General features: G+C 48.5%; 18 protein-coding genes. 5 read left to right on the top strand and 13 right to left on the bottom strand.

Annotated features, from left to right (window positions below; all coding sequences use genetic code 11):
* Positions 1–123: 123 nt before the first annotated feature.
* The 4 genes from ABNN70_RS02400 to ABNN70_RS02415 form a co-directional block, all read right to left on the bottom strand.
* On the bottom strand, positions 124–2,430 hold the full coding sequence (locus ABNN70_RS02400) for an ADP-ribosylglycohydrolase family protein (RefSeq protein ID WP_353948644.1): 2,307 nt from the start codon (positions 2,428–2,430) through the stop codon (positions 124–126).
* Between the two features lie 567 nt (positions 2,431–2,997).
* Complete coding sequence (locus ABNN70_RS02405; protein ID WP_353948645.1) at positions 2,998–3,876, bottom strand: DMT family transporter; 879 nt, start codon at positions 3,874–3,876, stop codon at positions 2,998–3,000.
* A gap of 234 nt (positions 3,877–4,110) precedes the next feature.
* Positions 4,111–4,581 carry a GNAT family N-acetyltransferase gene (locus ABNN70_RS02410; RefSeq protein WP_353948646.1) on the bottom strand — a complete coding sequence of 157 codons (471 nt, stop codon included), beginning with the start codon at positions 4,579–4,581 and terminating at the stop codon, positions 4,111–4,113.
* Positions 4,582–4,889: 308 nt separating this feature from the next.
* On the bottom strand, positions 4,890–5,447 hold the full coding sequence (locus ABNN70_RS02415) for a sugar O-acetyltransferase (RefSeq protein WP_353948647.1): 558 nt from the start codon (positions 5,445–5,447) through the stop codon (positions 4,890–4,892).
* 206 nt (positions 5,448–5,653) lie between these two features.
* Between ABNN70_RS02415 and ABNN70_RS02420 the strand changes: the two genes are divergently transcribed.
* The 4 genes from ABNN70_RS02420 (at position 5,654) to ABNN70_RS02435 (ending at position 8,855) form a co-directional block, all read left to right on the top strand.
* A complete protein-coding gene (locus tag ABNN70_RS02420) occupies positions 5,654–6,055 on the top strand; it encodes a CrcB family protein (RefSeq protein WP_353948648.1) in 402 nt (133 codons plus the stop codon).
* Positions 6,042–6,410 carry a fluoride efflux transporter CrcB gene (gene crcB, locus ABNN70_RS02425; protein WP_353948649.1) on the top strand — a complete coding sequence of 123 codons (369 nt, stop codon included), beginning with the start codon at positions 6,042–6,044 and terminating at the stop codon, positions 6,408–6,410. Before ABNN70_RS02420 ends, crcB begins: the two co-directional genes overlap by 14 nt.
* Positions 6,411–6,482: 72 nt before the next feature.
* The gene (locus tag ABNN70_RS02430; RefSeq protein WP_353948650.1) at positions 6,483–7,364 is read left to right on the top strand and encodes a DMT family transporter; all 882 of its coding nucleotides are present in this window, start codon (positions 6,483–6,485) and stop codon (positions 7,362–7,364) included.
* Between the two features lie 249 nt (positions 7,365–7,613).
* Positions 7,614–8,855: a glycosyltransferase family 1 protein gene (locus ABNN70_RS02435; RefSeq protein ID WP_353948651.1), complete on the top strand. Its 1,242-nt coding sequence runs from the start codon at positions 7,614–7,616 to the stop codon at positions 8,853–8,855.
* 531 nt (positions 8,856–9,386) lie between these two features.
* Here ABNN70_RS02435 and ABNN70_RS02440 read toward each other — a convergent pair.
* From ABNN70_RS02440 to ABNN70_RS02475, 8 genes are all read right to left on the bottom strand, one after another.
* Positions 9,387–13,802, bottom strand: a complete 4,416-nt coding sequence (locus ABNN70_RS02440) for a hypothetical protein (RefSeq protein ID WP_353948652.1) — start codon at positions 13,800–13,802, stop codon at positions 9,387–9,389.
* Positions 13,786–14,526, bottom strand: a complete 741-nt coding sequence (locus ABNN70_RS02445) for a DUF6063 family protein (RefSeq protein ID WP_353948653.1) — start codon at positions 14,524–14,526, stop codon at positions 13,786–13,788. The genes ABNN70_RS02440 and ABNN70_RS02445 overlap by 17 nt, the downstream gene beginning before the upstream one ends.
* Complete coding sequence (locus tag ABNN70_RS02450; protein WP_353948654.1) at positions 14,513–16,027, bottom strand: replicative DNA helicase; 1,515 nt, start codon at positions 16,025–16,027, stop codon at positions 14,513–14,515. The genes ABNN70_RS02445 and ABNN70_RS02450 overlap by 14 nt, the downstream gene beginning before the upstream one ends.
* A complete protein-coding gene (locus ABNN70_RS02455; RefSeq protein ID WP_353948655.1) occupies positions 15,997–17,031 on the bottom strand; it encodes a Wadjet anti-phage system protein JetD domain-containing protein in 1,035 nt (344 codons plus the stop codon). Before ABNN70_RS02455 ends, ABNN70_RS02450 begins: the two co-directional genes overlap by 31 nt.
* Before the next feature lie 190 nt (positions 17,032–17,221).
* Entirely contained in the window at positions 17,222–18,232 is a 1,011-nt protein-coding gene (locus ABNN70_RS02460; RefSeq protein WP_353948656.1) for a D-2-hydroxyacid dehydrogenase, read from the bottom strand.
* Positions 18,229–19,422 carry a pyridoxal phosphate-dependent aminotransferase gene (locus tag ABNN70_RS02465; RefSeq protein ID WP_353948657.1) on the bottom strand — a complete coding sequence of 398 codons (1,194 nt, stop codon included), beginning with the start codon at positions 19,420–19,422 and terminating at the stop codon, positions 18,229–18,231. Before ABNN70_RS02465 ends, ABNN70_RS02460 begins: the two co-directional genes overlap by 4 nt.
* 405 nt (positions 19,423–19,827) lie before the next feature.
* Positions 19,828–20,811 (bottom strand): NAD(P)H-quinone oxidoreductase, encoded by a 984-nt coding sequence (locus ABNN70_RS02470; protein WP_353949360.1) that lies wholly within the window; start codon positions 20,809–20,811, stop codon positions 19,828–19,830.
* A 16-nt stretch (positions 20,812–20,827) separates the two neighbouring features.
* A complete protein-coding gene (locus ABNN70_RS02475; RefSeq protein WP_353948658.1) occupies positions 20,828–21,046 on the bottom strand; it encodes a hypothetical protein in 219 nt (72 codons plus the stop codon).
* Between the two features lie 63 nt (positions 21,047–21,109).
* Between ABNN70_RS02475 and ABNN70_RS02480 the strand changes: the two genes are divergently transcribed.
* Positions 21,110–21,712 carry an NAD(P)-binding domain-containing protein gene (locus ABNN70_RS02480; RefSeq protein WP_353948659.1) on the top strand — a complete coding sequence of 201 codons (603 nt, stop codon included), beginning with the start codon at positions 21,110–21,112 and terminating at the stop codon, positions 21,710–21,712.
* Positions 21,713–21,899: 187 nt separating this feature from the next.
* On the opposite strand, the gene ABNN70_RS02485 is transcribed toward ABNN70_RS02480, so the two are convergent.
* Positions 21,900–23,198, bottom strand: a complete 1,299-nt coding sequence (locus ABNN70_RS02485; RefSeq protein WP_353948660.1) for an ABC transporter substrate-binding protein — start codon at positions 23,196–23,198, stop codon at positions 21,900–21,902.
* Positions 23,199–23,221: the final 23 nt, after the last annotated feature.

Consider the following 23,221-nt stretch of genomic DNA (forward strand, 5'->3'; position numbering starts at 1 on the left):
CAAAGCTGAACTAAATTTGACTGTTGCAGCATCGGAGGATTGGCTGAATACATAAGGATTTCTTTCCAGCAAACAGATATACATACAGCTACTGCATAGTTGACCGGCCTCTGTATCATCAGCTCACTGTTCCTGCACTCTCCCGATTATTTTTTTCGTCTTCTCCAGCGGGAATGGAACTTCTTCAATCGGAAAATAGTCAATGCTTTCAACACGTGCGGTTCCTTCCATGTTCGACGCGCCAAATGGCACACGGACATAGTCGCCGACTTCGATACCTTCATCATCGGTTTGATAATAATAGGTTCTGTCGCTATCATCGAAGGCGACGCTGCAGTATTTCACTTCTCCATCTTTCCGCGCATTCATGAACGCATTTCGATCAAGCAGCTGGCCAAATCCATAGAAACCAATAAACCAACGGATCAGGTCCATCAGTTCAGACCATGATTCTTCGGGGATGTGGCGTCGATTATAAATACCGGAATGTGACCGGACCGTGCCGTCATAATATATCGCCTCAAGTTTGTAGAATCGGACACCCGTTGTGTCATCAAACTTTGGTGTATCCACCCAGCCGTCGTCATGGAAACAATCCTCGGCAACCCGCAACAGGTCATCCATCCCCCCTTGAACATCGTACTGGTGCGTCACCGAACAGGCCATTCCGGCACGCTGCCTGATGACGAGCTGCTGCCTTTCATGGTCGATGGTTATAGATTCTGTATCATGCCAGTTTACCCCCTGCGGACTGAATGAGGCGTCAAAATGACGATGACGATCAAATTCAATCGTCATTTTCCTGATGTTCACCGTGCTGTCAGCGTCATCATCGATATCGAAAAAGTGCAGCAGGTCTCTCCAGTTGGGCGGATAGGCGTTACTGCCTGACCAGACTTCGTCGCGTTGTCCCCCATAGTTGACCGCGAGTTTCCACTGTGTTCCGTCAAGAACCCCGGGATCTGTGTATTCGCTTTCCCAGTATTCAACATGGATATCCTCAAAAGTCTTCATCAGTTGTGCTGTTTCTTCACGTGAATAATGTTCTGTGGCTGAAGGATCCCTCATAAAATCTGTGGTGAGAATTGCTCTGCCGTTTTCAAATACCATGCGATACGTATGCCATCCACTAAAGAAACCGCCGATATCAAAACAAATTTCCTCGATCTGTGTGCTCTTCAACCGCCTGTCAATCGATTTGAGCTGTTTCAGCCATTTGACCATCGATCCGTCCTGGAAAAAGTCAAAAAGCGCCCCATCGCAAAACTGCTTGGCTCTGATCGCTCCCATAATCAGCGCAAGAATACACTGAGCATCAAGCGAGTCCGTCCCGGCATGACGCATCACCTCACTGTCCCATTTCAATCCGTGGTTTTCAAGAATCGAGCTGTACTCGGTCAGAGCGTACGCCGGGTGGCTGTCTGAAAACTGGCAAAATTCACGGATAAACGAATCAACAAGGTGATTAAAATAGATATCTGGCATGGGAATCGGAAACTCTGGAGTGCCAGCATACTTACTGCCGATAAACCAACCACCGAAAGAATCAACTGCGGACAATTTACCGATATATTTGGTCAGCACTCTGAACTGATTACCCGTGCTTCTGCCGATAAATCGTGACCATTCATGATAAACGGCATAACGGTCCTGATCAAGATATGTAACTGCTTTTTCAACGATCGAATCAGAAACGCCATAATAAGCTTCTGCAAGCGCACCGGTAATGGCGGCCCGTATTCCGCGATCACCGCCCAGGGAAACAGCCGTCCGTATTGCATCGTCAAACGATACAGATTCTAAAAAAACTTCGATCGCCTGCGGCACGATTCCGTGGCTGGTTTCGTCAGGTCCATTTACTTCTCTGATCCCATCAAGGGTAAAGTCCAGAGGAAAATAGTTCTGGTTTACTTTTTGATAGATTTCAGATTTGGTAAATCCCCGCCTGGCCATGAAGACGGCGACAGCCACTGCTTCACCATCCTTAATCCCTTCATGGTGAAGAGGGATGGTCTCGGTTACCGCTTCAGCCAGGCAGATGGCTTCCATGTCCGTTCTTGCTGCAAATCCCGCTGGAATGACAGACAGCACTGCACCGTTTCCAAAGCTGCTGTCGATTTCAGGCGTTTCACCATTTACCTGATCGGATAAGCTTTTGCCCGAACCCGATTGAGGAGACAGGCGGCTGATGTTCTTCACATTCCTGAGCATCAGGCTTTCCAGCAAGGCCAGGAACTCATCATCGTATGTTCCGCCTGTCGAAGGCTTTTTTGCTTTTACTGTATCCATAAGCGCCCTGGCCACGGCAAACATCAGCAGGCTGCTGTCCGTCAGCCGGCAATCGTCTGTAAACAGTTCAAAATCTCTGCCCTGATTATCATCGGCCGTAAATCGGGAGCCGGCGATATCGCCGATCATCGCACCGATCAATTTTCCCCTCCCCCTTCAGCTTTTTGCCATTTTTGTGAACGCCATTTCTGCCGATACATGATCCTCCGCCGCTGTTCGTGCCGCGACGGGAATTTCAGCAGATGGTTCACCCGAACCTTACATTTTGATCTGTCGAGCGCAAAGTGAGCGGGCATCTTACGATTGATTCATTGATTTTCATCGAATTTATTTGAAATGACTAACGCCGTCTTCCACTTTACTTCTGCCTTCAAACGGTTTTTTCAACGTCAATGCCCTTTTTAATATAGTCCTTCAGGATGGGGCCCCTGTCAACTGTTTCCTGAATATGGGTGATCCGAATCTGGCACGCCGCCTGCACGTTCTCCGTTTGTTGGATGAGAATCCCATAGGCATCCTTTAACCGTGCACCTTTGTGAACCCTTGTGTAACAGAAGCACTCAAGATTCTTTAAACCCATGGGTTAAAACGATGTCTTCCCTTCATATGGACCATTGTTTGATAAAGCCATTAAATAAAAAAGGATGGATAATAAATCATCCATCCTTTTTCATCACTGACAGCTGAACAAAGGGCAGCAGATCCATATCAATCCGAATATCTGATATTGATCCAGATACTGGCAGATATTAAGAGTACACCCGCCCAGAAACCCAGGCCTATTGCTTCGCCTAAAATGAGCCAGCCTAAAAATGTCCCGACTAAAGGCTGAAAAACGAAAAACAACCCGGAACTTGCAGCATTCATTAACTGCAGCCCACGATTCCACATAACAAAAGCGACTGCCGTTGAAACCACGCCTAAATATAAAATACAAAGGATTACAGTGGGCTCCGTCAGGTAATGCCATTGAATTGTAAAACGCTGCATGTACACAATCGGCGACAAACAAAGTAAAGCCGTTGCTGTAGCTAAAGTGGTCACCTGTATGGGTGAGTAATGATCAGGAACCAGTTTAATCAGAACGGACATTAAAGCCCATGTCAGCGCGGCTATCACCAGAAAAAACGCGCCATGCAGTTTTCCCATGTCGATTGCATGAACGCCGACAATCATCAGTACCCCAATCGTTGCCAGTGCTACTGATCCTTCTTTAATCCAGGTTAAACGCTCTTTTAATATCCAGCAGGCAAACAGAATCATAAATGTTGGGGTCGCAGCCGTAATGACAGAACCCAGCTGAGCGGAAGATAACCATGTGCCGGTTTCTTGCGTGACGATCGATACAGCGTTACCGATCAGGCCAATTAAAAGGATTAATGGCAAATCTTTTGGTTTCACACGCCAGTTGACGTGCTGCCAGCAGCCAATAATAAATAAGACAACAACAGCAACTAAGTAACGCAGCCAGACCAGTTCGATGGGCGGAAAAAACGCTACCACTACTTTGACTACGACAAACATACCGCCCCATATACTGGCAGAAAGGCTTAAAAATAAAGCGCCAATGATCTTATTTTTCCTCATGTTGTGATCTCCGTTTCCGTAATTTATAAATCTTTCGTTACGAATTTAACGGAGCATCTTCTCCGCTAAATTAACGGAGAACTGGAACATCACATTCCGTTGCCGGTGCATAAATCATACGCTTATGCCTCCTCATTTTTTTATTTACACATACTATACCATGTGTGCCATTATTTTTTGAACTATTCGCTAAACAATTTAGGGGTTTTCCGGACTGATATCAGCAAAACAGGATCATCCGTTTTTTCCTGTTTTTTTCGGTTGATAAACCCTTTCAGAAACCAGCTTTTTAAATTGTAAAAATTCCTTCTCAGTCATCCCGTCCGGGTAATGCATGATCTTTAATGCAACCGGCTCTTCATTCACCGGTTGCATATTTGGCTGCACATAGCCATAATCGCTGAGTTTAAAACCGAGTTTCTGGTAAAAATGAATTCTTCGGGCAGCCAGTCTGCTATTGGGTTCTTCCACTTCAAGGACGACCGGTCTGTCAACATGGTCCAGATAACGCTTCACCATGTTCGATCCAATGCCGGATCCTCTCAGAGCAGGCTGAACCGCCAGGTGTTCCAGAAAAAGTAAACCGTCAAGCTGCCACTCAGCAATAAATCCGGCGATTTTCTGACCAGCTGCTGAGGCAACATATATCCGGTAGTCCGGAAGATCAAGCAGGGCTTGTGCGGCTTTATATGAGCGGCGTTCCACAGGGGGAATGACGCACACATCAGCTGATAGACCGGGTTAAAATCTTCACGGGCAAGTGGATTGATTTCTATCATCAATATAGATTATCCTTTCTGAAATGGTTCAGCATCATGTCAATTCTACTTATCTTCCAGTATATCATCTCCAATTGAAATGAGCTTCGGCGTGATATGTATTTATAGACGGCTCTGTTCACAGGCTCCCTTTACACAATGTACCGATCGTTACAACTTTCCAGGCTTGCCTGTGAAACTTAAGCAGCGCGTACGGAAGTGCCCCCGATTCACTCATATAGTCTGCTGTAGTATTCACTTAATCGTCTTGATGATTTTCGCCGGATTTCCGGCTGCGACGACATGGTCAGGGACGTCTTTTGTAACCACCGAACCGGATCCGATGACCGCATTATCACCGATCCTGACACCCGGGTTGATCACCGTGCGGCCACCGATCCAGACATTGTTACCGATCGTCACAGGCTTTCCGAACTCGAAGCCCGAGATGCGCTCCACGGCATCAAGAGGATGTGTGGCCGTATAAATATGGACACCCGGGGCCATGAAACAATTAACTCCAATCTCAACTTTGCAGACATCCAGGATGACGCAGTCAAAATTCGCATAGAAATTTTCGCCGACATGGATGTTTGAACCATAGTCACAGCGAAAAGTCGGCTCGATATACAGGCTGCTGCCGGTTGAACCGAAAAGCTGATTTAATAAATCCGTCCGTTTATCTCTTTCGCTTTCCGTCGTCTGATTAAACAGCCGGGTCAGTCGCCGCGCGTTTCTCCGCCCCTGCACCAGTTCCGGATCGTCTGCATAGTAGCGTTCTCCGTTCAGCATTTTCTCTTTTTCTGTTTTCATGATTGCTCCTCCTGCTTTTTTATGGTCATTTTTTCAATTGGCATTTGTCTTCCACGCTATGACTATAACGATAACAGGATCGACGTGCAATTCTTTTTTCCTCGTTCGAGCAGGTCCTTCACACCCTCATTGAAGAAAATGCAGGCTATGTATGACCCTTTTTTTGTCGTACAATAGGGACATGCTCTGCCCTGGAGGGATAATCTGTGCTTAACTACATTCTCTTCATTCTGTTCGGCATGCTGGGTGCCGTCTCAAGATACCTTCTCAGCATGCTGTTTCATGCCTCATCATTTCCGATTGCTACATTGGTCATCAATCTGTGCGGATGCTTTCTGCTCGCTGTGGTCGCACGCTTTCTGATCCATATCCGCCGGCTGCCCGCAAGTCTGATATCTGCTGTGGGCACAGGGTTCATTGGATCATTTACAACTTTCTCCGCCTTCGCACTGGAGACCGTTGAACTGATCCGGCGAAATCTGCTGCTTGCCTGTATCTACGCGGGGACCAGTCTGTTCGGCGGGCTCGCTGCCGCTGCGCTGGGTTATCTGACCGCAAGACTCCTGTTAAATCGTCTGAAAGGAAGTCTGGATCATGATCATCAATAGTTTCCTGGTTGCCCTTGGCGCGGGCTTCGGCGTTCTGGCCCGAGTGCTGGTGACGCAGTGGATCATGCGAAAATGGACGTTTTCATTCCCCCTGGCCACTTTCCTGATTAATCTTTCCGGATCCTTCCTGCTCGGACTGGTAACGGGTTCTGCTATCCGCCCGGATCTGGCATTGTTACTCGGCACCGGATTTCTCGGTGCCTATACGACATTTTCAACTTTCAATGTGGAAAATATCGAACTGATCCGCCGCAGGAAAATAAAAACGATGATGACTTACGCGGGCGGGAGCCTTTGTTCAGGCATTCTTGCCGCTTTTCTCGGACTTTCCGCCGGGGTCTGGATCACCGGATGATTTGACGAATGAGAGGGACCCGTCTATCCTGTTGGACAAGAAACTTCTAAATCTGGAGAAGAGGCATATACATTGAACAGATCTGCTTTTATTAAATTAAGTGTGGCTATGGCGATCTTTGGATCGATCGGTTACTTTTCCCGACTGAGCGGACTTCCTTCGATTGAACTCGTTTTTGTTCGCTGTATCAGTGCCGTGGTGTTCCTCACGGCGTACTTGCTGCTTAGTGGACATTATAAGAGGGAAAAATGGAATAGAAAAGAAATGACCGTCATCATCCTGGGCGGAGTCTTTCTCGTTTTGAACTGGGTATTCTTCTTTGCTTCGTTCGAAAAAACCGCAATCACTGTCGGCATTTCCATCTATAATCTGGCTCCGATCCTCGTCCTTGTCATCGGCTGGGTCTTCTTCAGAGAGCGGGTCAAAATACTCGGCGTATTAGCCGTTCTGCTTGCCTTTACCGGCACCGTCCTGATCTCCGGTCTCAGGGCAGCGGATCTTGCGGCAGGCGGAAGACCCCTCGTCGGGGCATGCTTTGCGCTGATTGCTGCCGTTTTTTACGCCCTTGTCATCATTACCGGGAAACATATTCAACAGGCAAGTCCTTACCTTGTGACCATCATCCAGACATTCATCGGTGTCCTTATGCTCTTCCCTTTTGTTCACTTCACGCTGTACAGCGATCTGACACCGGCCGAATGGCTGTACAGTATCCTTACCGGTATCGTCCATACCGGTATCGTGTATCTTCTGTTCTACGGAAGCATCCGCTCGCTGTCGACACCGGTTGTCTCTGCACTGACCTATCTCGATCCGCTCACAGCTATTCTGCTTGATGTGCTGGTTATCGGATTTGTACCCTCGAACCTGCAGATCCTTGGCATTCTCATGATTTTCATTGCACTCTCTTATACCCTTTTCAAATCACAAAAACCTGAACGGACCCGGACGTGAAGAAAGACTTGCAGACATCCGCCACAAATAGTTTCATATCATCAGATGTTGCAGCTGGTTTGACCATTTCGGGGGGGGTATAAAAAGCAGGGAAAAGCCCGGCAGATCAGCCCATTCTGCCATGCCGGTATTTCTTCCAAATAGGAAACAGCTTACTGAAAGAACGACCCGTTCACACATGAAACGAGAGAAAATGATATAATAGAAGATGTGAGAAACTTCTCACAAAATTTCAGAGAGGATGTTGCAATGATGGAAGTGCCTGTTGCCACTTCATTTAAGCCCGTCCCGGATGGAGATATCCATGATTATGACGGGATTATTAACTACTTTAACTTTGCGCCGGTTCGTCAGCAGCTTTTGCCAAAGTATAAGTCGATTACTTTTGTAACGACAGGAATCATTCCCTATGATGGCGGACAGACGACGATGCTCCACTTAGGTACGGAACTGAGTAAGCGCGGGTTTGACGTGTATTACCTGTCTTATTTACCTCAGTCCCGGAAGGAAATGGAAATCGATGCTGAATTTAATTATTCAGGCTATCAGGGTACCTGCCTGGACGTCAGCCATCTGGCAAGTCACCAGTCGGATATCTGGCTTGGCACATTATGGGAGTCTGTCTATGTATTCAAAGATAAACCCGGATACAAAGCCTATTTTGTCCAGGACTATGAACCTTACTTTTATCCTTACGGAGATCGATTCTATCTTTCTTTCAAAACATATGAATTAGGCCTGCATATGATTTCTCTTGGCCCATGGTGTGCCCAGATGATCAGGGAACATTGCAGAATCACCAGCCCGCTTGACGTCATCCATTTTCCGGTCGATGTAGCCAACTATCCTTACTCCCCAAGAAATTTCATGGCTTATAAGAATAAGAAAGAAATCAATCTTGCTGTCTATACTAAGGTCGACAGTCCGCGTCGGGCACCAATTTCCATCCAGATTATACTGAATAACTGTATCGAACTTTTCAGGGATCAGGGTTACACGCTGAATATTACCTATTTTGGTTCCGATAAATCCGAATCCTTTATTAACGGCAGAAATGTCGGGCGATTAACAAAGAAGCAATTAAAAGAGCTGTACCTTGCCTCTGACTTCGGCATTGCTCCATCCATGACGAACTTCTCACTGGTCACTTATGAAATGATGAGTGTCGGTTTACCTGTCATCGATTTTTATGAAGGAACAGGTTTAAGCTTTATGCCCAAAAATTGTGCGCTATTCTGTCATCTGGATGAAAACAGTCTTTCCCGGACGGTCCATCAGGCAATGAATCACCCGGAAATCATTCAGAATACGGTTAATCACGCACGGCGTCATCTCAAATCAATACCCTGGAAACAAACTGTAGATGATTTTGTTGCCGTTATAAACAAAATAGAAAGTAAACACAGCAGCCTGGCTAATAAAGAATACCTGGTGCCGGCCAAACACAGCGACCCGGATAATAAAGAACACCTGGCGCCGGCCGAGCCTTAAAATCTGATCTGTTCAATCATATTAGGGGCCGACGATTCTGTATTCATGAACCGGCAGAGGCAGAGACTGTCTGAAGGATATACAGGCAGTCATGCAAAAGCAATCTGCTCTGCTCATCAGCAGAAGGTAAAACACTATTTCCTTCTCTGCTATGCTATCATATATTCATCTTTTTTTATACATTTTCACCCATTTTTTTTGTAAATATTTTACGGTCCGACCGGCCTCGCAGAGACGGGACAGATTCAGGTCCATTTCGCCTCTGTTTACTGATTCCTTCTTCAGGAAGATCCTGAATGGGCGAACGTCTGAGACCGCCGGATTTGACTATGATACAGGAGGTTTTTAGATTGATCTATTTGTTCAAATGTCTGACGCAGCAGCAAAACGGTCCTCCCATTCCTTTTTCTGATCTATTTATGAAAAAAAGTTGCTGACGCATCAGGTGCATCAGCAGGAAACAGGCAGATTTTGCCCTTCTTTATTTATCTGTTCAGTCTGAATTTTCATCCCCGGTCATCTCCTCGCGTTTTAGTCAAATAATCCGAGCTGCTCCGTTTCTCCCAGCCGTTCAAGACTCTGAGGGTCCTGGTCTTCAAAAAAGGCTTTACGGATCCATTTCTCTTTTGTCATCACCTGTTTGCCGGAAGCTGTCGCTCCTCTGAGGCGGCAACTGTAGATCACCGGAAAATAATCCTGCAGAAACTTGCCTTCAGCCAGAGCCGTGAGGGCAATGATTTGAAAACCAAGCTGCTGTGCCACGAAAAAGACAGGATTCAGTACATGATCACTTGATGCCTGACCAAAGGGGTTGTCCAGGATGACGGCCCGGTTCAGTTTCGCACCGGATTTCAGATATTTCTTTTTCTCAGCGACATAATTGAGAATCCCCAGAAACAGAGTCATATTCTTGCTCCATTTTTCTCCCCCGGACCAGATATTACTCTGCTCCCATGAGTAGGAACGGGTCGTCACCAGGCTGTCATTTGTGACCTTCCTGCACGTCACCTTCATCGCCTGATTGTCCATCACCACCCGGATCAGCTGTTTGGACTGAAGCCACATATCCAGTTCCCGGCGGATTTTGCCTGTATCAGGATGCCCCTCTTCATCCTGAAAGCGTTCATTATCCAGCTGCTGAAGGATCCAGTCTATATAATTCCGAATCCTTGCTTTTCCTTCTTCCTCACCCCAGTTCGGTATCGTAAAGGAGTAGATGGCCTTCCAGTCGTTCTGAACTTTTACCCGGGTCTTCTTTGGAATCTGTTTCAGTTCTTCCGTCAGCGTCCGCAGATGCGTATGAATCTGATCAATAAACAACTGAAGGTCTTTATCACTCTTGCGGATATGCTCACGCGCGTAATGCGATATGCTCTCTATACGCTCCGACATATTATGTCTGAACGCCATAATCTCTTCATATTTTTGTTTGGTTTCCACACCGCTGATCGCCATTTGCCGCAGCTTGACATCGGAAATTCTTTTACGGCAGAAGTCTCTGAATTGCCTCTGGGCGTCTTCCACAGACTGACGCCCCTGATTGACTTTATTCCTGTTTTCCTTTAAAGCCCGTTTGACAGCCGTCACGAATTTTTCACGGCTGTAGCTGAATGTCATCAGTTCTTCATTGGTCAGACTGACCGGTTCCAGGTCCGGCGCTTTAAAGTGATGGGCTTCTTCAAACATTTCAAGCTGATACTTTGCCGACTCCAGCACCTTTAACTCTTTTGCAATCCGGTCCGCTGTCTGATCGATGGATGTTTTCTGTCTGGTCAGATTGTCTTTTTCTTTCTTCAGCTCTTCACGTACTTCGCCGGGTTGCCTGTCAAAGGGGATGACCGGCTCATTGGCGTATCTGCTTTTGAACTGGCTGATCAGCATTTCCGTTTTACTTTCCTGCCTGTCTTTCCCGGTTCTCGCCTGCTGCACATCCCGATCCCGCTGCTCCTTCTCCCCGGAAAGCAGCGAAATCCGCTCACGCAGGGCATCGATCTGCTGCAGGCCGTCCGGCGGGAATGCCCGCGATTCATCAATGTCACTGTCATCCTGCTTCAGTTCGTCCATGTCCTCAAGCAGTTTCCGGATACTTTTCTGCGCCATATCCCGTTTTGTCACCCATTCGCTCCGATCCTGGGCGATATTTCTCAGTTTCATTTCTGTGATTTTAATGCGCTCCTGAATAACAGGCTTACTCTCATTCGTCTCGGCGGGCGTTAAGGACCTGAGTGCCAGATATTCTTCATTTTCCCGGCTCATACCCAGCCGGACCTCCACCTGATTTCGGCGACGCGTCAGTGACGCGCTTTTTTCTTCCAGCCTGACAAGTTTCCCTTCAATCGCTGCTCTTTCTGCTGAGGCCGCCTGAAGTTTTTCTTCAGTGTCCCGTTCGATCTTACGCTCAGAAGCAAGCTCATTTTCAATCTGCAGATAGTCATGGCCTTTCTCGATATAACGCTCGCGCCCATTCTTTTCCTCACGGTACCGGGTTTCTTTTTCTTTGCTCATTTTCATTTCATTCTGTAATCTGCCCAGTACCTGATCTATCTGCTGCAGGGCAACCATCTGCTTTTCCCTCTGATTCCTTAAGTCACTAAGCTCTGTTCTCTGCGCTTCAACCGTATCATAGGGATAAAGCGTCAAAAATTTTCGGAAGGCAAGCAGTCCTTCCTTCCATTGATCTCTCTGGCCTTCTTTAGCCCGGCGTTGCGCGGTCCTCTGCCCGGCATCGGCAGCCAGATGGGCCTTCCACGCTTTAAAAGACGCAGCGTCGATGTTTTCCTTCCAGTGGACCGGAGCGACCCAGGATCCTGGCATGTCCTGATCCTGAATGGTAAGGGCCTCTTCAGTCGTCAGTACGTTAACCGGATACTGCAGGCGATCTGAAATATGACCGAGTTTATCGATCACTTTCTCCTTGTTTGCCTGAGTGGTCACAAGAGTCAGCGGCCATAACGAATAACCCAGATATTTCTCGCGCTCCTGATCACTCATGGTCTGCAGGAATTCCACCCCTGTGACGAGGTAGTCAAACTGATTTTTCCAGGAAATCAGCTGCTTTTCCAGAAAAGGATCAGAGAAAAACAGGTCCTGACTGCCATAATCATCCACAAATCGCAGTGCCACACGTTCTTTAAGGAGCAGATCCTCATGCTCCTGCTCCAGGCGGTCGATATTTTCATTCAGCCTTTTTTCAATCGAATCGGGGTTCAGATAGACATCTTCAAGGGTGGCCCACTGTGGGCGCAAAACAGAAAGCTGACGCCTCAGATCTTGCTCCGATTTTTCCATATGGGCAAGGGCATCTTTCAGTCGGTCGATTTCGCGGGTCGTTGCGCCCTGCTTTTTTTGAAGATCCGCCTTCTGCTGCTCCGCAGCCTCACTTTGCGTCTGATCGTCTTTCTGTTTCTTCACCAGAGCGATGATCGCTTCGTCCAGATATTGGACGCGTTCCTGCCAGTGGGCAAGCTGCCCGGCTACTGTCTCCTGAACCGGATCGGTGAGCAGTTCGCGCTTTAACTTATCGAGTTGCTTCAGGTGCGTCTTTATGATACCCTGCCGTTCTGAAAGGCGGCGGCTGAAGCCCTGCTCCGTTTCTGTGGCCGTCTTCTTTTTGTGGTTAAGCTCAGACAGACGTTTCTGAACCGGATGAAGCCGCGCGTCAATTTCCTCCAGTTCCTTTTCAAGGGATTTTAACTCTTTTTCATAACAGCCAAGCAGTTCCCGCTTTGCGCGTTGCAGCTGCTGATCGAGCGTGCGCACATCCTCTTTCCGGTCAAACTGATCAAGCTGATGTTGATAGAGGCGCAGGGCATCTTCCTGTTCCTGTTTTTCCCCGTTTGCTTTGGCCCATTTCAGCGTCACAAACTCGTGACGCTTCTCTTTCAGCTCATCCTGCGTGCGGGCCAGAGCAGAGCGCGCCTGATTTAACCGTGCTGCACACTTTTCAAGTGCCAGGCGTTCGATATAGATTTCGAATGAATCTTCTCTGACCTGATGCGTGTGACTGGCAGCCTGCCACTTCATGAAGCGTTCATGCGTTTTGTCCTGGTCGGCCCGCCACTGATCCTGCTCCTGAATCAGCTCGTTCCAGATCCCCTTTGCACGGCGTCTGGTCTGATCATAATCTTGCTGCGCGCTGTGAAGCGTTTCGCAGGTCTTGCTGTAAGTTTCCAGCTCAGCACTGATTTCTTTATTTTCCTCGAGCGTCTCATTCAGTCTTTTATAGTTTCTTAAACTCTCCAGCTGCCCTTCAAAAAGGCTGGCAAAAAGATGGCGGTCGTGTCCGACGATGGAATCTTCCACTGTCGGAATCAGCAGACGGTCAAACAGCTGGTTGGTTGTTTTGCATTCATCAAAAAAGGCATCCACACCGCCTTCAGAACTGTTGATCTTCACAACGCTTTCCCATTCGCCGGAAATGATCTGGTACTGATCCTCCAGAAAGGCTTTATAATCTTTAATGGTTTTAAAGGTTTGCGCAACCGGCGATTTCTCACTCATCCCGCTGTAATAGTCCTGGATTTCCACCCGTTCTGCCGGGCGTTTACCGCCCTTTATCTCCCGGACAAACGGGATCCCTTCGATACCCTCCGGATCATTTTCATTGTACTCATAAACATACCTCAGGGAGTCGAGATTATTCTTGACCAGAAACAGCGAAACGGCGGTGACCACATAGCGCCTCGGCCGTTCATGAATGATCCATTCGATCGCAATGTGGGCCGGCGCATCATGAAGCATCAGCGTATTTTTAATTTTACGATTTGCCAGATCCGTGTGCGGCAGAATCGCCTGAAGCACCGTCTGGATAAATACCGTTTTACCGCCGCCGTTTTCAATGAGAATTGCTCCATTATGGCCGTCGAAACGAAAGAGTTCATCATTATAACGCTTGTTGCCCTCTTCATAGATCACATTGGTTAATCGGATCTTACTGATTGTCGGCATGCTGCTCCTCCTTAAAACCGTAAATAAATTCCAGAATCCCCTTGTTGTATTCCACTTCCATGAAATAACGCTGAATGATGGTCTTCGCTTTCTCCGTCAGCCTGATTTCCTCATTCCCGATATCCTGAACCAGACCCTGATCGGCCAGAAAACGTTTCACCGTGTCGATAAAGCTCAGACGGCTGATTGTATTCCCGCTCTGCCTCTTCGCTGACTCCTTAATGTCGTCCATATCGTCCCACTTCTCAATGATCAGACGCCAGTTATAGGAAAACTCCTGCTCGAGCTGCTTCAGTTCCTCTTCATCATGCGTCTTCAGCTGATCGATGCGTTCCTGAATAAAACGCACCCATTCGTCCAGACGGAGAAACAGCCGTGTGGGCTCCTGACTTTGATAGGTATCATAGAAGCTGCCGAACAGGACCAGCGTGGCAAAATAGAGTAAATAGAGATCACCGTTCGTCGCCCCTGCCCGCAGATAATGGCGTTTGATCCAGTCGTTACTGACATGAAACGGAGATAAGGTCGTCTCCGGTACCAGAAAAAGCTGCTCGCTGGTCACAATAATCACGCAGTCCACCTGCTTTGCAAAGGTATCAAGCAGTCCGCGTATCGCATCATCCGCGCGGTACAGCTGCACGCCGTCCATCCCCGTCTGACCGTCCCTTGCGAGCACGGTGTACAGCCGAAACGCCTGGATCACTTTCTGTTCAGGATAGTTCATCCGTCTCATCCTCCAACTCGATCAGTAGCTCCTGCACGGCAAACCGCTTTGATTTTTTGATGATACCCTTTCCCTCGCGGACGTACATCACCCGGTTACCCAAAAGGGCCAGAGCCTGATCGAGAATCGTTTTCCCTTCTTCATTTTCCTTATCTTCATTTCGGACAGGGGACCGTTGATGAAGAATCAGCCAGAACTGATAAAAATAACGCTGTTCATACCATTCGGACGCCCCGCGTGCTTCAAGAAAGTCGAGAAACAGGGACAGTTTCCCTCCCTGACCTGCTTCATGGGCGACGAGATACAGGCGCATCAGTTCTTTATATTTCTCCGCCAGCAGCCGGCGATAGGACTGGTCCTCTCCTTCTTCATCTGCTTCCGGAAATCCCGGATTCTCCTGTTCTTCCCGTTCTTCCATAATCTTCTGATCTGAAAAAATCGCAAGCGGCGACCAGCTTCTGTTCTCCTCTACTTTTAAAAAGGGCTGCAGCACGCCGGCCATGGCCTCGAGCGGGAGCGGCGTCGCAATAATCTGTGCTGCCAGATCCTGATCGAAATTGAATGCCTGTATCCCGGTATAATACAGCGATTCCTGGGCGGTGAGCAGCGTGGTATTCTTTAAATCAATGGTCTGCTTCAGAAGCCGTGAATGATCGTAATGAACGGACTCCAGTTCCCGCGCGATCGTGAGGACCAGGTCATACGTCCGGATTTCTTTTTTCTGCACATCGCCGGCATAAAGGCGATCGCGCGTTTCTTTTACAAATAATCTCAGTGCTTTAAACTCGTCGTCCTCATGTTTGAGCCGTTCATAGATATCTTCGAGCAGCTGCTTGTACCGTTCAAACGTCTCCTCCGATACAATGCTGCGCTGAATCTCGTGTTTCAGGCGCGTCATCCGCTCCTCCAGGCTCTCCACGTTGATCCGCATTTCATTGATCTGCCTCAGCGCCCCTTTAAATTCGCCCTTCTCCAGCTGTTTGCGCAACATCAGCTGATTAATGGACAGCTGAAATTCACTGTAAAACTCTTTTGTCGCAAAAACGAGTTCCAGACCGTCTTCATCAAGGGTGTAATATTGGGTATTGGTTTTTACGTCAAAACTGTTGGCTTTTAAAATCGAATAGTCGATACCGTCTTCTTCACCTGTCTCCCAGTTAAAGAAGGGATACCGCCGTTTCTTCCCGGTGGTCGGCCGGAATGTCTGAATGATCGACCGGGCAAGCCGAACATACCCGTCCCGGTCAAGCCGGTAATGTGAAAGAGAGACCTTCTCAAGAAAGGCGGCCAGCTGCGCTGCTCCTGCTTTGTACTGACGCATCAGTTTCTCTTCAAAAAAGAACAGCAGAGTGACGAGACCCAGCCCTTTCATATCAATCTCTTTATGATTCTGATCCTGCTCCCGCTTCCGATCGAGCTCATAAAGCGGGTCAAACAGAGCCAGGCGCCGCACGCGTTCCTTATATCCGTTCACGATCTCGTGAAGTTCAGGCTGTTCCAATCCGAATGCCTCCATATATGCTGTAATTCTTTCATCCTGAGAATCTCCTGCGGATAGTACTGCCCCTTCTGCAGCGTTGTACTGATCCGTTCCGCCTGCTTCGCCGGAAAGTAAGACAGGAACCGGTCGGCCGCCGCCCTTCTCAGGCGCTGATACGCTTTCCCGGCCACCGGCTCCTTATCGAGGCAGGCCTGATAAAAAGGCAGTGCCGGGTCGGCTTTCTGCTTCTGCTGAAGGGAATACCAGATCGACAGGCCTTCACGATCCAGATCGCCGAAGTATAGAAAATGGTGGGCGGCGTGAACCGGATACTGCATTGTAAATTGTCTGATACTTTTGATCACCGCTTTGCCCGCGCCATAAATCAGCGTCGCAAAAATCGTCTTGTTAATCACCGGGAGCAGGCCCTGATAGGTGGTCTTATTTTCGACGATCAGGTGAATCTGTTCCGCATCATTTATTTTCAGCGGGTTAACCGCGAACATCAGCGGATCGGCAACCGGGATGATGTGAAACCGATTGAATAAATGAATCCGCTCGAGAACGTCCCGGCCGCCTTTTTCATCGATCCATTTTTCATCACCGACCAGTTCAAAACTCCGTTCCGGTGCCGGTACCTGATCTTCAGGAAAACCATTTTTTCTTATGTACGTGTCGATTTTCTTAAGACTCGGCAGATCTCTCCGCCAGATCGAAGGATCGGCCTGATAATACGCGTCAAGATTGATCGATGTGTCCAGCATCATCCGGTATTTCTGCAGCTCTTTGTGATAATCTCCGGTTATCGCGCTCCGGTTAATCCGGTATTTCAGGGCAAGAGACGGTCTGCGGCCGGTTCGTCCGGCGGAACGCACCATGATCAGCACCTCTTCTTCTTCCAGCTGCAGAACAGTCTGAGAAAATGCCTGCCAGGTATGACATTGCGGGCTCATCAGTTTCTCAAGATCATCCAGACCGATCGTTTTCCGCTGAAATTCAGCGAGCTTTTTTTTCAGTTCATTCAATGCTTTCCACCTTCCCGCCAGAATCCCTGATTAGTTCTATTGTACTAAATTTTCAGATCAGCTGCCGCCGATCGACCCAATATTGCGGATTTTTATAAACTTTCCCTGATATATGAAATTTCCGCTGAGCACATCAATCACTCAGCGGAAACAGACTTTTCCCCTTTGACGGCCGTCCGGCGGCGACTGCTCAGTTTTCGTTTACGGTCACTTCATTAACCTGGTGCCTGCCCCTTCCTGTTTTCAGAATGGACAGCGTATCGTCCAAAGCGATTTCTACCATATTCTTCACCGCCATATTGGTATAGAAGCCAATATGCGGCGTAATCAGAACGTTTGGCAGGGTGCGCAGGATTTTTAAAGCGTCGCTCGGAATGTCTTTCCCGCGCAGATCCCGGTTAAAGAATTTTTCTTCGCCCTGCAGCGTGTCAAGCGCCGCCCCGGCTATTTTCTTCTCCTGCAGCGCCCTGATCAGTGCATCCGTATCGAGTACCGGCCCGCGTGATGCGTTAATAATAAAGGCATCGGGCTTCATTAATGCCAGATCATCCGCTCCGATCAGTCCGACGGTTGTATCCATCAGTGGGACATGCAGTGTGACGATGTCGGCCTGCCGCAGTAATTCTTCTTTCGATACGTACACCAGAATATCTTTCAGGTCCTCACGTTCGACAATGTCGCTTGCGATCACCGTTGCGCCAAGTCCCTTGAAAAGTCGTGCGGCCGTGCCGCCGATTCTTCCGGCACCGATAATGCCGACGGTCAGCGTACAGATCTCACGGGCCATCAGCCCGCTCCAGCGGAAGTCCTGCTGCCTGGCTCTTTCCTCGAACAGCGGCAGGTTACGGATCAGTCTCATCGCCTGGGTAACAGCGAGTTCGGCAACCGAATTCGGCGAGTAGGCAGGCACATTGGTTACAATCAGGCCGTATTCAGACGCCTTTTTTGTATCGATCATGTCGTAGCCCGCTGTCCGTGACGAGAGCTGCCTGATGCCGTAGTGCTTCAGTGCTGCGAAAACAGCATCGTCCGTGATCGGTGTCCGCTGCTGAATGACCACTCCATCATAGCCCTTCACGAGACTCACCGTATCGGCAGTCAGCTCCTCACCGCTGACATCGACCTGAACACCGTTTTGTTTCTCCCATTCCCTGATCGCCGGAATTTCATCATCTCTGACTGTCAACATCAAAATCTTCATGCCTGGACGCTCCTTTGTTTTTTTTCAGTGACATAGTGTTCAATCCGCCGCATCGCTTCTTTCAGTACATCCATGCTGGCTGCATAGCTGATTCGGATACGGCCGGCACTGCCGGGTCCGAACGAATCGCCGGGGATGACCGCAACTTTCGCATTGCGGGCAAGGTCGACACAGAAATCTATGCTCTTCTGCGGAAAACCTTCGGGAATTTTCGCAAACAGATAAAAAGCTCCCTCAGGCTTCGGACAGGAAAAACCCATTTCTGTCATTTTCTGATAAACAAAATCACGCCGCTTCTCATACTCCGCCCGCATTTGCGTGCCATCATTCATCCCGTTTTCAAATGCCTCCTGCGCTGCGTCCTGTGCCATCGTTGTGGCCGAAGTAATCATAAACTGGTGTACTGTGCCCATTTTCCGCATGACTTCCTCAGGACCTGCAAGGAATCCGATCCGCCAGCCGGTCATCGCATGTGATTTTGAGGCGCCGTTGATCAGAATCGTCTGATCCGGCAGATATTCTGCCATCGAGACATGCGGCTCCCCGTAAGTCAGCTCACTGTAGATCTCATCGCAGATGACAAAAATGTCGTGCTTTTTCAGCACGCCCGCCAGCGCTTCGATCTCGCTCCTGCGATAGGTGACGCCGGTCGGGTTGGTGGGAAAATTAAAGATAATCGCTTTAACCGCCTTCCCATGCTTATTCAGCGCCTGGGCCAGGATCTCAGGAGAGAGGACAAAACCATTATCGGAGGTATCCATGAAGACCGGTTCAGCCCCATTGAGCAGCGCAATCGGTATGTAAAGCGGAAAAATCGGCGTTGGAATTAGTATCTTATCTCCCGGATTAATGATCGACGTCAGTGAAGCAAAAATCGCTTCCGTCGCGCCGGTGGTTACAAGGAGCTGAGTATCCGGATTGTAACGGAGTTTATATTTGGTTTCAAGAAACCGGCTGATTGCCCGGCGCAGTCCAGGCGTACCGGCCGATGGAGCATAATGGCTTCGGTTTGCATCAATACTTTTCTTTCCGGCCTCTTTAATGTGTTCCGGCGTATTGAAATCCGGCTCACCCAGGGTCAGTTTGATAATCCCCGGTATCGAAGACGTTTCCTGATCAAATTTCAAGATGTCCGAAGGCTGAAGGAGGCTGAGCTCCTTCTTCATTTTGTCTGCCAGTACATGTGTCATCATGATTCTCCCCTTTTTTCAATCAGTTAAAAAAATCACCCACGGCTTCAACAGCCGGTGGATGATTTAAGTCTCTTCATCAGATCCATTAAAAAACCACACGGACTATTGAATCATCCATGTGGCTGTTTTTACGTGTTTCGCCAGACCACTTTCGGCCTTTCGCATGGATGCAAACCGGTAAAGAAGTGTTTGCACCCGCTGATTCGAATGCAAACACTAACGAAAGAGACGAAAGCAGTAATAATAGTTTTTTAATTGGAGTTCATGCCTGCTCTGACTTTTCATCAGTGAAAACTCCCTTGACTTTGTGGTTTTATTAAATCAGAAAAAAGTGCTGTTGTCAATCCGGGCAGTCCATGAATGATGTCACGTTTCGATCAAAAGCCCATACCAGAGGCCACTTTAATTCTGTACATCAAGCAAAATCTTGCCTGTACTCTGCCGACTTTCCATCCATTCCTGCGCCTTGGCCGCTTCTTTCAGTGGATAATGACGGCCGATTTTCATGTTCAGACGGCCCTCCTCAAAATAGTGAAAAAGATGATCCGCCGCATCACGGAGCGCATCCGGTCGGTTTCTGATTGTCGTACCCAGGCTGAAACCCAGTACGGCGCGGCAGCTGGCATGAAGATCCGTCGTTTTGAAATGGCCGGCCTTGCCGCCTGCATTTCCAAAATTCACCAGACGGCCGTACATGGCAAGGCATGTGAGACTCTTCTCAGCCACTTCGCCCGAGACGGAGTCGAGAATCACGTCAGCGCCTTTGCTTCCGGTTAACAAGTTGACTTCTTCAGCAAAATCTTCCTTCCGGTAGTTAATCACGGCGTCCGCACCTGCATCACGGACAATCTGTTTTTTCCCGTCACTGCCGACCGTCCCAATAACCTGCCCGGCCCCGAGAATTTTCGCCAGCTGGACAGCCGTCGTCCCAATCCCGCCTGCAGCCGCATGAATCAGCACCGTTTCACCCGGGGAAAGGCGGGCGACATCGGCTAGAAGCTTGTACGATGTGAATGAAACCGTCGGACAGGCCGCCGCTTGTTCAAAGTCCATGTGGTCCGGGATCGGAAATGTCAGATCCTGATCCGCTGTCACATATTCAGAGTAAGAACCCTGTTTCAAGAGGGCAATGACACGCTGACCGGGTCTGAGATGCTGAACCTCTGCACCCGTTTTTTCAATGACACCGGTAGCGTCGAGCCCTGGAATAAAGGGCGGTTTAGCGCCGGAATGGTATCTCCCCTGCCGGGACATGATATCCGCAAAATTGACACTTGTTGCTGCCACACGGATCAGTACCTGCCCCGGTCCAATTTCAGGCAGCTTCCTGTCGACATACTTCAAAACACCCGGATCACCAAAATCAGAAACGACAACAGCCTTCACAATAATCACCCGCTCCTTACCATACTTTACGATCTATTATAGACCCGGATAACAGAGAGAGCGAAGCATGTGCATCAGCCCTGTGCTGAAGAGCAGAATCCGGAGCGGCATTGATCGGACAAATGCCGCCGCCTGCCGCTTTTTCTCCGGCTGAAAAATGGCTGCCAGACCCAAAACAGATGTTGCGCGCATGGGTACAGGACGTGAAAAAGCGATCTCCGTGAACAATGCCCATGAATAGACACAGCCGGAGGGGCATGCTAGACTGTAGCTGAATTCAAAAAGGGGGTAACGTCCAATGAAAATCGGATTTATCGGAAGTGGAAATATCGGACAGGCCGTCGCAACAAGTGCAATCCGCGCCGGCTATTCGGTTGTGATGTCGAATTCCCGTGGTCCGGAAACGCTGAAGGGACTCATTCGGAAACTCGGCCCGAAAGCTGAAGCGGCGACTGCTGAACAGGCGGCACGCGAAGGAGACATGGTTGTTGTCACCGTTCCCCTCTATGCCCTGCCGAAACTTCCAACTGACGGAACAGCCGGAAAAACGCTGATCGATACCATGAATTACTACCCGGGACGCGACGGCCGGATTGCGTCACTCGACAGTAACTCGACGACAACGAGCGAACTGACGGCCAAGCACTTTCCCGAAGCTCACGTTGTTAAAGCCTTTAATTCAATCATTGCCGGTGAAATTGTCACAACCGGAAAGCCGAACGGGGATCCGCAGCGTCGGGCGTTGCCGATTGCCGGTGACAGTGCCGCAGCAAAAAAGGACGTGACCGACTTGCTGAATGCCATCGGCTTTGACGTCTATGATGCCGGAGCATTGCACGAAGGCTATCGTTTTCAGAATGGCACGCCGGCTTATTGTGCCCGGCAAATCGAGAAGAACTGATTCAACTGCTGAAGCAGGCAGCTGACTGAACACGGCTTCACCAGACATGTGCCTTCAACCCGCGGCTGATCACAGATTATGTCAAATAGAAGGATCAAACATTGATCAGTTAAAAATCAATCGAGTCAGGGGAGTAGCCTCCTCTGACTCGATTGATTACTGTATTATTCAAGCCTGTCTGTCCTGATTATTTTGATTGTTCAAGTGCCTTATTTGTCTCTTCTGCTGCTTTATCCAGAGCCTTTTTCGGATCCACACCCTGGTACAGGCTCTCCATAGCTGTAACAATATTCTGTCTGGCCTCCGGGAAGACAGAAATCAGGGCACCCTGAGTAGCTGTCGAAGCTTTTGTATTGTGAAGCTGTTCGACAGTTACTTTCAGTTGCGGGTATTTTCCCCATTCCTGTTTAACGACTTCTTCATTATAAGCGCCGGGATTGGTCGCAAAGTAACCCGATTCGACATGCCATTTCGCCTGAACTTCCGGCGTTGATAAATACTTCATAAAATCCCAGGCAGCCTTCTGTTTATCTTCATCAATGCCACTCGACATCCAGACTGATGCACCACCAATAATCACACCCTGACGATCAACACCATCCGGAACCGGGAGGTAAGATGCGCCGACTTCAAAAGGAGAGTCCTCAACAAGATTTTTTACACCTGCTGAAGAATCCAGAAACATCACTATTTTACCGGATTGAAAAGATGCCCGCATATTATCCCAGTTTGTCCCAACATTATATATGGTTCCGGCTTTATTCATGTCACTGATCAGCTGAAAAACTTTAAGGCCTTTTTCATCATTGAAGGCAACTTTTTTAGCATCACCTTTACGTCCATTTTCATTATCGACATACATGCCGCCCTGTTCAGCCAACAGTTGTTCGAAGAACCAGCCATAATTTAATATGGCAAAACCTTTCTGATCACCGGTTGTCAGTTTCTTTGCCGCGTCCTTCAGTTCACTGTATGTCATCGGCGGTTTTTCCGGATCAAGCCCTGCTTTCTTAAAGGCATCTTTGTTATAGACCAGAATCGGGGTTGAAGAATTAAACGGCATGGAGTATTGTTTTCCATCAACCGTATAGTAATTTGAGATATTTTTCTCCCACTGAGAAGTATCATAGTTTTCTTCATCAATAAATTTCTGAACAGGCTGAATTTTGCCACTATCGATCATATGCTTTGTACCGATTTCGAAGGTTTGCATGATGGTTGGTGCATCTTTTGTCCCTGCAACGGCGTTGAACTTAGTCAGGGCATCCTCATATGTACCCTGATACGTAGGTGTCACGTGCACTTTATCCTGGGATTTGTTGTATTCATCAGCAATCTTCTTGACCGTTTCCTGAAGTGGACCGCTCATGGAATGCCAGAAAGTGACCTCAACTTTACCTGATCCACTATTTGACCCTGAGGAATTAGAACATGCTGACAGGACAATCAACATAATAGCCGCAAAAAAAAGAAAGAACTTTTTCATTTGATAAAACACTCCCATATGAT

The sequence above is a fragment of the Sporolactobacillus sp. Y61 genome (assembly GCF_040529185.1).
Classification (GTDB): domain Bacteria; phylum Bacillota; class Bacilli; order Bacillales; family Sporolactobacillaceae; genus Sporolactobacillus.